The organism is Aquisalimonas sp. 2447 (assembly GCF_012044895.1).
GTDB lineage: Bacteria > Pseudomonadota > Gammaproteobacteria > Nitrococcales > Aquisalimonadaceae > Aquisalimonas.
The window spans coordinates 3,703,026-3,715,322 of the sequence record NZ_CP050695.1 but is presented as its reverse complement, the minus strand read 5'-3'; the positions used below and the strand labels follow the sequence as shown (position 1 = coordinate 3,715,322).

14 protein-coding genes are annotated in these 12,297 nt (G+C 66.4%); 10 read left to right on the top strand and 4 right to left on the bottom strand.

Features of this window, described 5'->3' with window-relative positions; all coding sequences use genetic code 11:
- Positions 1 to 13 precede the first annotated feature (13 nt).
- Positions 14 to 994, bottom strand: coding sequence for a DnaJ C-terminal domain-containing protein (locus tag KU884_RS17630; protein ID WP_167783841.1), 981 nt, complete (start codon positions 992 to 994; stop codon positions 14 to 16).
- 100 nt (positions 995 to 1,094) lie between these two features.
- Positions 1,095 to 1,538 carry an Hsp20/alpha crystallin family protein gene (locus KU884_RS17625; RefSeq protein WP_167783840.1) on the bottom strand — a complete coding sequence of 148 codons (444 nt, stop codon included), beginning with the start codon at positions 1,536 to 1,538 and terminating at the stop codon, positions 1,095 to 1,097.
- A 183-nt stretch (positions 1,539 to 1,721) separates the two neighbouring features.
- On the opposite strand from KU884_RS17625, the gene rpmB reads away from it, so the two are divergent.
- The 10 genes from rpmB (at position 1,722) to KU884_RS17575 (ending at position 10,519) form a co-directional block, all read left to right on the top strand.
- Positions 1,722 to 1,958: a 50S ribosomal protein L28 gene (rpmB, locus tag KU884_RS17620; protein WP_167783839.1), complete on the top strand. Its 237-nt coding sequence runs from the start codon at positions 1,722 to 1,724 to the stop codon at positions 1,956 to 1,958.
- 11 nt (positions 1,959 to 1,969) lie between these two features.
- Positions 1,970 to 2,125 (top strand): 50S ribosomal protein L33, encoded by a 156-nt coding sequence (gene rpmG, locus KU884_RS17615; RefSeq protein WP_167783838.1) that lies wholly within the window; start codon positions 1,970 to 1,972, stop codon positions 2,123 to 2,125.
- A gap of 322 nt (positions 2,126 to 2,447) precedes the next feature.
- Positions 2,448 to 3,659 carry an EAL and HDOD domain-containing protein gene (locus KU884_RS17610; RefSeq protein ID WP_167783837.1) on the top strand — a complete coding sequence of 404 codons (1,212 nt, stop codon included), beginning with the start codon at positions 2,448 to 2,450 and terminating at the stop codon, positions 3,657 to 3,659.
- Between the two features lie 67 nt (positions 3,660 to 3,726).
- A complete protein-coding gene (locus KU884_RS17605) occupies positions 3,727 to 4,656 on the top strand; it encodes an ABC transporter ATP-binding protein (RefSeq protein ID WP_167783836.1) in 930 nt (309 codons plus the stop codon).
- Complete coding sequence (locus KU884_RS17600; RefSeq protein ID WP_167783835.1) at positions 4,653 to 5,411, top strand: ABC transporter permease subunit; 759 nt, start codon at positions 4,653 to 4,655, stop codon at positions 5,409 to 5,411. Before KU884_RS17605 ends, KU884_RS17600 begins: the two co-directional genes overlap by 4 nt.
- Positions 5,412 to 5,429: 18 nt before the next feature.
- Positions 5,430 to 6,782, top strand: coding sequence for a Gldg family protein (locus KU884_RS17595; protein WP_167783834.1), 1,353 nt, complete (start codon positions 5,430 to 5,432; stop codon positions 6,780 to 6,782).
- Between the two features lie 7 nt (positions 6,783 to 6,789).
- Positions 6,790 to 7,617 carry a hypothetical protein gene (locus tag KU884_RS17590; protein WP_167783833.1) on the top strand — a complete coding sequence of 276 codons (828 nt, stop codon included), beginning with the start codon at positions 6,790 to 6,792 and terminating at the stop codon, positions 7,615 to 7,617.
- Positions 7,618 to 7,633: 16 nt separating this feature from the next.
- The gene (gene mutM, locus KU884_RS17585) at positions 7,634 to 8,449 is read left to right on the top strand and encodes a bifunctional DNA-formamidopyrimidine glycosylase/DNA-(apurinic or apyrimidinic site) lyase (RefSeq protein WP_167783832.1); all 816 of its coding nucleotides are present in this window, start codon (positions 7,634 to 7,636) and stop codon (positions 8,447 to 8,449) included.
- A gap of 163 nt (positions 8,450 to 8,612) precedes the next feature.
- Complete coding sequence (locus KU884_RS17580) at positions 8,613 to 9,263, top strand: polymer-forming cytoskeletal protein (protein WP_167783831.1); 651 nt, start codon at positions 8,613 to 8,615, stop codon at positions 9,261 to 9,263.
- A gap of 119 nt (positions 9,264 to 9,382) precedes the next feature.
- Positions 9,383 to 10,519 (top strand): ParM/StbA family protein, encoded by a 1,137-nt coding sequence (locus KU884_RS17575; RefSeq protein WP_167783830.1) that lies wholly within the window; start codon positions 9,383 to 9,385, stop codon positions 10,517 to 10,519.
- Between the two features lie 32 nt (positions 10,520 to 10,551).
- Here the strand turns inward: KU884_RS17575 and greB are convergent, their stop codons facing one another.
- On the bottom strand, positions 10,552 to 11,070 hold the full coding sequence (greB, locus tag KU884_RS17570) for a transcription elongation factor GreB (RefSeq protein WP_167783829.1): 519 nt from the start codon (positions 11,068 to 11,070) through the stop codon (positions 10,552 to 10,554).
- A gap of 74 nt (positions 11,071 to 11,144) precedes the next feature.
- Complete coding sequence (locus KU884_RS17565) at positions 11,145 to 12,287, bottom strand: YncE family protein (RefSeq protein ID WP_167783828.1); 1,143 nt, start codon at positions 12,285 to 12,287, stop codon at positions 11,145 to 11,147.
- Between the last annotated feature and the right edge of the window lie 10 nt (positions 12,288 to 12,297).

The following is a 12,297-nucleotide window of genomic DNA, read 5'->3' as shown; positions in this document are numbered from 1 at the left end:
GGCCTCACCTGCCTCAGACGGTCAGATTCTCGCGCGGATTCATGGGCATCTCCCGGCTCATGCGTTCATAGAGCTCCCGGGCGCCTTCGGTGTCCGCCTTCGGTGTCACGATGTTCAACTCCACATGCTGATCCCCCGGTGACTTCCCGGGCAGGCCGCGGCCCTTGAGCCGCAGCTGCTGACCGTTCTGCGACCCGGGAGGGATCTTCATGTCAATCCATCCGCCCAGCGTCGGCACCTTCACCGTGGCGCCCAGGGCCGCTTCCCAGGGCGTGATGGGCAACTGCAGGTGAATGTTCCTGCCCCGCAGTTCGTACTGCCGATGCGGGGCGATGTTGACCTCCAGGTACAGATCACCCCGTGGGCCGCCGCCCATGCCGGGCGGGCCCTGGCCGGCGAGCCGGATCTGCTTGCCCTGGGTCACCCCCGGCGGGATCTTCACCCGCACCTGTCGTGGCTCCACGGTGCCGTCCTCCTTGTGCGTCTGCAGGTTCAGGGTCCGGGCGGCGCCGTGGTAGGCATCCTCCAGCGAGATGGTGATGGTGGCGTGCTGGTCCTCGCCGCGGGTACGAAACCCCTGGCTGCGTCCCCCTGGCCCGCCACGGGCATGGAATCCCCGGGCACGGCCGCCACCACCGAAGGGATCGCCCGCCCCGAACGGGTCGCCGCCGCCGAAGATGGACTCGAAGAAATCGCTGAACACCGAGTCCGCATCGGCACCGCCGCGACCAGTGCGGTATTCCCAGCCGGGCGGTGGCCGGAAGTCCTGGCCCTGGTGCCAGCTGCTGCCGAGCTTGTCATAAGTGGCCCGCTTTTCCGGGTCACCCAGCACCTCGTAGGCCTCGCTGACTTCCTTGAACCGCGCTTCGGCGTCCTTTTCCTTGCTGACATCCGGGTGATACTTGCGCGCAAGACGCCGGTACGCCTTCTTGATCTCGTCCTGGCCGGCGTTGCGGTCAACGCCCAGCGTCTTGTAGTAATCCTTGTATTCCATACGCGCGCATCACCTCGCAGCCGTCGTTACGTGCCGGTTCATTGTTCCAGGTGCGTTACCGCGTACGCCGCAGGGAGCCCGCGGCGTACGCCGTGTCGCATTACCCCTTCACCGTGATGCGCCGTGGCTGCACCTTGTCCTGTTTCGGAATCACCACCTCCAGCACACCGTCCCGACTGGTGGCGGTGATGTTCTCGGCATCGGCGGTGTCGGGCAGGGTGAAGCGGCGATGGAATGCGCCCCGGATGCGCTCGACCCGGCGGTAGCCGTTGTCCTCGCGGACATCTTCGGCGCTACGCTCACCCTTGATGGTGAGTATGCCGTTCTCCATCTGCACGTCGATGTCATCCGGTTTCACACCGGGGACGTCCGCCTTGATCAGGTAGCGGTCCTGCTCTTCCTGGATGTCCACTGCCGGTACCCAGTCACTGGTGGCCATGGTGCTCGGATCACCAAGCTGCTGGCCGCTGTTGGCGAACAGGGAGTTCATTTCGTTGCTGAGCTGATTCAGCACGCTCCAGGGTTCATAGCGACGGATGTTCATGGTCAACCTCCTGATTTGTCTGTCGAAACACTTACCTCTGCTGCCTTAGATGTGGGCGCTCGGGCGGGTTTCAAGTGCCCGGCAAAAAATACCGCTCGCCTTGATCCCGAAGGTCGTTACTGGTATAAAACGCGACTCTCCGCCCGCAGGGGCGGCGTGCCGAATTCAGGAGGCGGAATCCCAATGTCCAAGGTGTGTCAGGTAACGGGCAAACGCCCGGCGGTGGGGAACAATGTTTCCCACGCGAACAACAAGACGCGGCGTCGGTTCTTGCCGAATCTGCAATTTCATCGTTTCTGGGTGGAGAGCGAGCAGCGCTGGGTGCGTCTGCGCGTCTCCAACAAGGGGCTGCGGACCATCGACAAGCGGGGCATCGACACGGTGCTGGCCGAGCTCCGCGGTCGCGGCGAAAAGGTCTGAGGAGGTCGGTCATGCGCGACAAGATCCGGATGGTATCCACTGCGGGAACCGGTCACTTCTATACGACCGACAAGAACAAGCGCAACACCCCGGGCAAACTGGAAATGAAAAAGTTTGACCCGAAAGCGCGCAAGCACGTTCTCTACCGCGAAGCCAAGATCAAGTAACGTCAGGCAGGATAGCGGTCTCCTGACGGCGAAGGGCCCGTGTCCCTGGTGGATGCGGGCCCTTTCGTTTGGGCGGTCACCGGGATTTTCCGGCACCGGCAGGGATGCAGATCCTGTCAGCCGTGGTACGGTTGAACCCTCGTTGAAGTCGGCCCGCCCCGTTGCAATGGGCAGGCCCGGCGAGTGTACTGACGCCTGGTTCCGAAGGATGTCCCTCGATCATGGCCGTACCGGCAGTGTACAAATGCCGCTTCTCCCGGGTGACTGACGGCGGGCGCCGGCCGCGGCCTGTCCGCCCGGGACGGAGCCCCGGAGGGTGGCAATGACGCCGGTCTTTGTTGCCCGTCAGCCTGTATTTACCCGTGATATGCGGCTGTTCGGCTACGAGCTCCTGTTTCGCGCGGCGGAAGGTGATCAGCGCGCCGAGGTGCTGGACGAGGACGTCGCCACCCGGCAGCTGCTGATGAATACCTTCACGGTCATCGGTCTGGAGCAGCTGGTCGGCCACAATCCGGCGCTTGTCAATGTGGGGCGCGCGTTCCTGCTGCAGGAGGCCGCGAACCGCTCGCTCCCGACCCGCGGCGTTATCCTTGAGGTGCTGGAGACGGTAACACCGGACCCGGAGGTGCTGGCTGCGCTGGCGACCCTGCGCAAGGCGGGGGTGCGCATCTGCCTGGACGACTTCGAGCCCACGCCCGAGACCCTGCCCCTAGTGGAGTACGCCGATATCGTCAAGATCGAGGTGGAAGGGCGCTCGGCGCGGGAGATTGCCCGGATCGTTGAGCAGATCAAGCGCCCGGGGGTGCGGCTGCTGGCGGAGAAGATCGAGGACCGGCAACAGTTCCGGGACTGTCTGGACCTCGGCTTCCAGTATTTCCAGGGCTATTTCCTCAGCCGGCCGCGCACCGTCCGCGGCGCGGCGATTCCGTCGAGCCGACTGCCCACCGTGCGCCTGCTGGCGGCGATCCAGAAGCCGGAACTGGAGGTCGCCGAGCTCGAGCGCATCATCGGTACCGACGTGGGGCTGAGTTACCGTCTGCTGCGCTACCTCAACTCCGCCTACTATCAGTTGCAACGCCCGCTGGATTCCATACGCCAGGCCATTCTCTATCTCGGGCTCAACGAGCTGCGCCGCTGGGCGTCTCTCATGGCCATCGCGGCAGTGGACGACAAGCCCTCGGAACTGATATCCATGCTCACCGTTCGTGCGCGGATGTGCGAGTTGCTCGGGCGCCAGCTCCATGGTGGCGACGGGGATACATTCTTCACCGTCGGCCTGTTCTCCGGGCTGGACGCGGTGCTGGATGTGCCTCTGGCCGAAGTGGTCGCGGAACTGCCCCTGAGTCAGGATGTCCACCAGGCGTTGCTGCACCGTCAGGGCCCTGCCGGGCAGGTGCTCGATTGCGTCCTCCACTACGAGGCTGGCGACTGGGACTGGCTGGAGCTCCGGCAGCATACACCGGACACCGTGCTGCAGGCTTATCTGGACGCCATTGACTGGACGCGCACGGTGCTCGAGCAGTACAGCGCCTGAACCGGTGGCTCGCCGCGGTAGCGCCGACCTGCCACCGGTGACATGCACCAGAGGGAACGGTGACCGTATGTCCGATATTTTGCTGAAGGCCCGCGGCCTGGAACGCCGATTCGGGCCCCGTACCGCCGTTGCGGGCGTGGATCTGGGGCTGTGCCGAGGGGAAGTGCTCGGGCTGCTGGGCCTCAACGGTGCCGGCAAGACCACCACCTTGCAGATGCTCTGTGGCGTGCTGGCGCCCACCGCGGGCAGCATCGTTGTCGCGGGTCACGACCTGCTCGACAGCCCGCGCAGCGCCAAGGCCTGCCTGGGCTACCTGCCTGAGCTTCCGCCGCTGCAGGCCGACGCCAGGGTCCGTGACTACCTTGCCTGGACGGCGCGGCTGCGCCGCTTGCCCAGGGCACGGATCGCCGGGGCGGTGGAGCGCGTGCTCGCGCGCTGCGCCCTGGAGAGCGTTGCTGACCGTGTGATCCGCAACCTCTCCAAGGGTTACCAGCAACGGGTGGGCATTGCCCAGGCCATCGTTCACGAGCCGGCGCTGATCGTGCTGGATGAGCCTACGGTGGGCCTGGATCCGCGTCAGGTCCAGGGGATTCGGGAGCTGATCGCCGATCTGCGGCAGGAACATGGCATTATCTTCTCCAGCCATATTCTTGCGGAGGTGCAGGCGGTCTCGGATCGGGTCACGATCCTGCACCACGGCCGGGCCATCTACAGTGGTGCAGCCACCGAGACCGGGGGCGGCCAACCGCGCTACCTCGCGCGTTTCCAGGCGACACCGGATCAGCAGGTTCTGGCCGCCGTGGACGGCGTCCTTTCAGTGGAGGCGGCCCCCGTCGGCGGGGTGTTGCTGGAGCTTGCCGGCGAGGAGGTGCTGGACCGGGTGCTGGCCGAGAGTGTGCGCCAGGGATGGGGGCTGCGGGAACTTGGCCGCGAGCGCCGCACGCTGGAGCAGGTGTTCCTGGACCTCACCGAGGCGGCAGAGGAGACAGCCGCATGATGACGTTTTCCCTGGCTGCCCGGGAACTCCGGATGTTGTTCGCCTCACCGCTGCCGTGGATCGTGCTGGCGGTGAGCCAGGCGGTCAGTGCCTGGTGGTTCCTGTCGCTGGTGGAGCAGTTCCAGGCCCATTACCAGCCCATGCTGGTGCGCACCAACAGCCCCATGGGTGTTACCGATCTGGTGCTCATGCCGTTCTTCGGCAGTGTCGTGGTGCTGGGTATGCTGCTGCTGGCCGCGGCGCTGCTGGCCATGCGGCTGCTGGCCGAGGAGCGGCGCAGTGGAGGCTTGCGGCTGCTGTATTCCTCACCGATTTCGGTCACCGAGATGGTGCTGGGCAAGTACCTGGCGGCCCTGGCGTTCCTGCTGGTGCTGGTGGCCACCTGGCTGCTCATGCCGCTGGCCCTGATGCTGGGCACCGAGCTGGATCTCGGCCGTCTGGCGGCCGCCGGCCTGGCGCTGTTGCTGCTGGCAGCCACCATGGCCAGCGTGGCCTTGTTCGCCTCCAGTATCACCATTCAGCCGCCCGTGGCCGTGGTGCTGACGGCGGGAATCATGTTGGCGCTGCTCGGTATCAACGCAGTGGTGGACGGCGACGACCCGCTCACCGGCTATCTGGCGCTGCTACCTCACTACGAAACGCTGGTGCAGGGCCGGGTAGTGTCCACCGATATTGTCTACTTCCTGGTGCTGGTCACCGGCTTTCTCGGCTTTACCATCAAGCGTCTGGACGGGCTGCGGCTGCAGGCGGGATGAACAGGGACAGGTTCGTATATGCGTATTGATCGACACACCCGGTTGTGGCTGCATCTCAACAGCGCCGCCACCGGCATCGCCCTGGTCCTGGTGCTGGCGCTGGTTGCCTGGCTCAGCACCCGTTACACCCTGGCCACGGAGTGGTCCACCGCCGGCCGGGGTGAGCTGGCGGATGGCAGCATCGAACTGCTGGAGGAGCTCGACGACCGGCTGGACATCGTTGCCTTCGTGCGCCCTGACGACTTCCTCGCCGGCCACATCGAGCGACTGGTGGAGCGCTATCAGCGCCATCACTCCGATTTACGCTTTCGCGCCATCAACCCCGATGCCCGCCCGGATCTGGTGCGCCAGTTCGGCGTCGAAGGGCAGGGCGAGATGGTGGTGGAGTACCAGGGCCGCCAGGAGCGCGTGGCCGCGCCGAGTGAACCGCGCCTGAGTGCAGCCATTGCCTCGCTTGCCGGTACCGACGGCCGGCCAGTGGTCTATCCGCAGGGGCATGGGGAGCGGGACCTGCGGGGGGAGGCGAATCACGATCTGGGCAGTTTCGGGCAGCACCTGGGTGACCAGGGACACGCACTGGAGGCGATTACCGCGCTGGAGGACGGGGTGCCCGAGGAGGCCGGTGTGCTGGTGATCGCCGGGCCGCGCAGTGACTGGCTTCCCGGCGCCGAAGCTGCGGTAACCGATTGGGTGGAGCAGGGCGGGAATCTGCTCTGGTTGGTGGACGATGGCGACCGCGAGCGGCTGGACTTCCTGGCCGAGGCGCTGGCCATCGAGATTCTGCCCGGTCAGGTGGTGGAGCCGCGGGCCGAGGAGCTGCTGGGCGTGGATAATCCGCGCCTGCTGGTCCTCGGCGATCATCCGCGGCATCCGGTGGTAGACAACCTGGAAGGCGTGTCGTTGTTCGTAGGTGCCCGCGCCCTGGAACTCACCGACGCCGCCGACGAGCGCTGGCAGATCAGTCAGTTGCTGCGCAGCGAGGAACGCCACTGGGTCGAGACGGGTGACCCGGACAGCCCCGAGTTCGACGCCGATGCCGGAGACCGGCGGGGCCCGGTCACTCTGGGGCTCACCCTGACACGCGCCCTGGATGAGACACGGGAACAGCGGGTGGCCGTCGTGGGCAACGCCGAGTTCCTCGCCAACGCCTATGTAGGCAACGGTGCCAACATGGAACTGGGCCTGCAGCTGGTGGACTGGCTCACCGACGGTTCCGGCGCCGGCGCTGTACCCGCCCGTGCCGCGCCCGACCAGACCCTGGAGCTCAGCAGCGCGCAAATGATCGTCATCGGTTTCGGTTTTCTTGTCGCCATTCCCGCGGTCTGGCTGGGCGCCGCCGGCTGGGCCTGGTGGCGCCGCCGGCGCGGCTGAGGCGGACATGCGGCGCCGGCTGGCCATCAATCTTGTCATCCTGCTGCTGGCGGCGGGGCTCGCAGCGGTGGCTTGGCTGGATCTGCAGCGCGACAACGCCACGCCGCGCCTGACGGAGCTCACGCCGGCAGAGGTTCAGGTCGTCCGCCTGCAGCAACAGGACGGCCGCACCCTGCGCATGGAGCGTCGTGATGAGGGTTGGTGGATTACCGAACCAGTGGAGACCCGCGCCAGCGATTTCCATGTCGAGCAACTGCTGGAGCTCACCCGGGCCCCGGCCCAGGCCAGTTACGCCATGGACGAGATCGATCCGGACCGGGTGGGGTTGTTCCCCCCGGAGGTGAAGCTGGCCTTCAACGGCACCGGGGTCGGCCTGGGCGAGACGGATGCGGTGGACGGGCTGCGCTACGCCATGGTGGATGAGCGGATCCACCTGGTGCCGGACGATCTGATGCCGCTGATCGGCGGGCCGTGGTGGAATTTCCTCGACCGCCATGTCATCGGCGACCGCGGTGAGCCGGTGGCGCTGGAAGCGCCGGGGCTCGGTATTCGTCAGGACGGTGACGGTTGGCGCACTGAAGGCGATGCCGTCGGTGTGGACGCTGCCGAACTGATGTCGGACTGGCGTAGTGTCGAGGCTCTGGTGGCACGCCCGCTGGATGAGCCGCCGGAGGCGGAACCGGAGGTCACGATCACCATGGCGGACGGTAGCCAGCGGCGTTTCGTCCGGGCCGAGGAGGATGGCGAGATCCGCCTGGTGGACCTGGACTCCGGGGTCGCCTACGTCTTCAACCAGGAGTTGCGCGAATACCTGGTCACCGGGCGGGAGCCCTGAAAGGAAAGCCATCACCATGCCCGAACTGCCCGAGGTGGAGACCACGCGCCGGGGCGTGGCGCCCCATGTGAGCCGCGCCACCATCAGCGACGTCGTGGTCCGCGACCACCGGTTGCGCTGGCCGGTGGCGGAGGACCTGCCGCAGCGGCTGCGGGGGCGCCAGGTCAGCGCAGTCGATCGGCGCGCCAAGTACCTGCTGTTCCGGCTCGACGCTGACACCCTGTTACTGCACCTGGGCATGTCCGGCAGTCTCCGCCTGGTCCCTGCCAGAACGCCCCCCGAGCCCCATGCGCACCTGGATCTGGTTTTCTCGCACGGTCAGGTGCTTCGCTTCACCGACCCCCGTCGGTTTGGCAGCGTTCACCTGGCCCCCGGCGATGGCGGCAGCCACCCTCTGCTGGCCCGGCTGGGGCCGGAGCCGCTGGGCGACGGCTTCACCGGGGAGTGGCTTTACCAGCGCTCCCGTGGGCGGCGACAGGCGGTCAAGGCCTTCATCATGGATGCAGCGACGGTAGTCGGTGTTGGCAACATCTATGCCGCCGAGGCCCTGTTTCGTGCGGGCATCCACCCGGCCCGGGCTGCCGGGCGTGTCAGCCGCCGGCGCTATGGGGAACTGGCGGCTGCGGTGCAGGCCGTGCTGACCGAAGCCATCGATGCCGGTGGGACCACGCTGCGGGATTTCGTCGGCAGTGGCGGTCGTCCCGGCTACTTCCGTCAGTCGCTGTCCGTGTACGGCCGCGCCGGCCAACCCTGTCGTGCCTGTGGCGCCCCGCTGCGCCTGATTCAAGTGGGCCAGCGCAGCACCTGCTATTGTTCCGGGTGTCAGCGTTAGGGAAACATTAGGGAGGGGCGGCCGGGGCAATGGTCGGGGGTGCGTGTGATGTACTCCACAGTCCGGACGCTGCAAAGCGCGTACCGTGTGGGGAACTAACGACTGCGCCGACCGGTCGCCCGCGGGGGAGAACGGGTCGCACGATGTGAGGAGCCGAAACAGCATGGGATTGTTCGGAAGCAAGAGCAAACCGGCCAAGCGCCGCGGTGGCGGCACCACCATCATTGCCGCGGGTACCACGCTGGTGGGTGACCTGTCGCCCGAGGGCAACGTCCATATCGATGGCCGTATCGAGGGTCAGATCGACTCTGCCAGTGACGTTTCCATCGGTGCCGAGGGCAGCTTTGAAGGCGAGATCCGGGCGCACCGCATGGTGGTCAGCGGCTATGCACGCGGTCGCATCGAGTGCGACAGCCTGGAGATCGTCAACAAGGGACGTGTTCTGGGGGAGGTCTCCAGCCGCAGCTTCGTCATTGAGCCCGGTGGGCAGTTTGTCGGCGAAAGCCGCTCCACCGACGAGGAATCCGTGGCGCAGCTCGGCCATTGGCAAAGCCAGGAAGGTGTCGGCGCGGATCAACCGGCTTTCCGGGCCGAGGCCCAGCCGGAACCCGAGCCTGAACCTGAGCCCGAGCCGGTGGTGCACGCCACCACGGACGAGTTCGATGGGGACGAGCCGGTGGTCACCGGGATCGACGAGCAGGTTGCCGGCTCCGACGACGAACACGACGGTCGTGAACCGACGGTGGCCTTCGAGCAGAGCGAACCCGAACACCGGCAGGACCGGGTGGCAGAGAATCAGCGGCGGTGGCGCTGAGCGGCACTGGGGTTTAGGATCGGCGTCAGGGCCCATTTGCTCCCGGCCTTCAGTGTCGCGGGCTTCCCGTGCGCCGTCGCGAGAGATAACGGAAGCAGACCAATGCAGGGGGTAGCGCTGTGGAACGTGTAATCGGACTCGATATGGGATACGGCTTCGTCAAGGCCAACGATGGCCGTGACGGGGTACGCTTCCCCAGTGTGGTCGGTGATGGCAGTGGCGGCGGCCCCATGTCGCTGGGCTTCCAGAAGCCGGATCCGACCAGCGACATTCGCATCACCGTGGGTGGCAAGACCTATTTCCTGGGGGATCTGGCCATCCGTCATTCCCGCATCGCCCACCGCGGCCTCTCGGCAACCCGCGCCGAAGGGGATGATCTGCGCATCCTGTTCCTCGGTGCACTGAGCATGTTCTGCCGCGAATCCATGAACGACTTCTCCGTGGTCACGGGCCTGCCGCCGGGGCGTATGCACCTGGCGGATGACCTGGTCTCGCGCATGCGTGGCGACCATACCGTGACCCGCCATGTCGGGCGCAATCGCCAGGATCTCAGCATTCGCCTGAACAACATCGAGGTCGTGCCGCAGCCCCTGGGGACGTTCTGGGCCGAAGTGCTGGATGGCCGCGGCCAACTGCGTGGTGACTCCCGGCTGCTGGAGGGGCGTGTCGGCATCATTGATGTCGGCTTCCGCACCAGCGACTTTGCCACTATCGTCGAGGGCGAGTACGCCCCGGCCTGGAGCCGCACGGTCCCGCTGGGCATCTCCACCGGGTATGACGCCCTGTCATCGGCCCTGGCCACCCAGTACGGTCTTGAACGCGAGACTTACACGCTGGACCAGGCCGTCATCGATGGCGAGATCAATGTCTCCGGGCGGCGCGTGGACATCACCGACCTGCGGGATCAGATCCTCGGCGAGGTGGCCACCAAGCTGATGGTGGAGATGCAGTCCCTGTGGCAGCTCACCGACTATGACTCCGTGCTGCTCACCGGCGGTGGCGCCCATGTGCTGGAGCGCTATCTCCGGCCGGAGGTGCCACAGAGCGTGGTTGTCAACGACCCGGTGACTGCCAACGCCCGCGGCTACGTGGCCTGGGGCACGTTCCAGACCAATGACGCCCAACCCGAAGCGCAGACGACCACCGGTGCCGGCTTTGGAACCGATGCGGCGAACCAGGCGCCCAGTGGCGGTTTCGATCAGTCCGCCCGGAATTCGGGCGAACGGGCATCCGGCGACTATTACGGCAACGACTGACGGCGGCGGTGTAAGGCGTGAACCGGACGGGGTCAGCCTCCGTCCGGTTCGCCGGTTGTGTACCATACCCGGGTAATCACGAAGGTCGTAGTGCCTGCCGGAAGCGCCACGTTCACCCCGTCATCCTCCGTCTTGCCGAGCACGGCCCGGGCCATGGGTGAGTCCACGCTGATCAGGCCCTGGCCGGGATCGAACTCGTCGGGCCCGACGATGCGGTAGCGCGTCTCCTGTCCGGCATCGTCCTCCACCGTGAACCAGGCGCCGAAGCGGATGCGACTCGGGTCTGACGGGCGCTCCTGCACCACGGTGAGTTCGTCCAGGCGCTTGCTGAGATAGCGCACGCGCCGGTCGATTTCCCGCAACTGCTTCTTGCCGTAGATGTATTCCGCATTCTCGGAGCGGTCGCCCATGGCAGCCGCCTCGCTGACGGCCTGGGTGACCTCGGGCCGGCGTACGCGCCACAGCCAGTTCAGTTCACGCTCCAGCGTACGCCAACCCTCGCGGGTGATGTACGCGGACCGTTTCGGTTGTGGGGGGCGGTAACGACTCATGGATCAGCAAGCGCCCCCGGGGGAGCCCGCCGCGCGCGGGCCCCCCGGGGCTGCAGGACACGACACGATCCGGCTCAATCCAGTACGCGCACGGCAATCCCGTGGAAATCGCTGTCGGGATTGCCCTGCGCCGGCTCGACAACGTCGACGATTTCCCGTGTGTCCACGTCCAGCACGGAGAACCCGGGGGTTTCGCCCTCGGCCATGTGAGGCATGGACACCGGGTTCGGGCCCCGCAGGGTGATGAACGCGTAGCGGGAGTCCGGCGAGAAGTCGAGAATGTCCGGTGTGGGCCCGGTGTCCGGGATAGTCGCGGTGATCTCGAACGACTCAGGGTCGATGACGATACCGTCCGAGGAGCCGCGGTTGACCATCCAGATGGCCTCGCCGTTGGGGACGTTGCGCACGCCGTGGGCGTCGATGCCCTGGCTCACGTCGGACGCCACCACCTCCAGCGTCTCCACGTCCAGGGCGTACCAGATCCCTGTCTGCGGACCGCCGCCGTTGACGATCATGTGTTCGCCGTCCGGTGTAAGCATGGTGCCGCAGTTGGTCTGCAGTTCATTGGGCGAGAACACTTCGTCCAGGGTCATGCTCTCGGTATCCACCACCACCAGTCCGCCGTCGTCCAGGCTCGGCCCCAGGGTGACGAAGGCGCGCCCGCCGTCGGCGGTGGTGTCGTGGCAGATGGCGGCGACGTCGTTGAAGTCGTCCGCGCGGGCCTCGAAAACCGGGTCATTGGCAATGATCAATTCCCGGCTGACGCGGAACTCCTCGGCATCCAGATCGGCGCTGACCTCGACCACCATGCCGTCCCGGTCCACGTCCGGCGAGCCGATGACGTCCACCAGAATGGCGCTGTCATCCGGAGTGAAGCCGGCCATGTGCGTGCGCGGGCCGGTCTCGATGATATCCACTACCCGGTAGTCCTCGGTGCGGATCACCGCCACGTTGCCGGTGCCGACGTTGGCCACCGCCGCGTAGCGGTGATCGGAGCTGAACTCCACCATGTGCGGGACGCGCACGCCGTGGGCGCCCAGGTTGATGCGCGCGACCTCCTTGAGATCCTGGTCGTAGATGTGGGCCTTGTGTGTTCCCTGGTCCAGTGCCCAGATCTCGTACGCGGCCTCGTCCGCGAATGCCGCCTGTGCCCCAAGCCCGAGTGCCGCGGTGAGCAGCCCCAGGGTGACCGTTCTGCCTGTCAGTCGTTGCAACATGCCCTCTCCC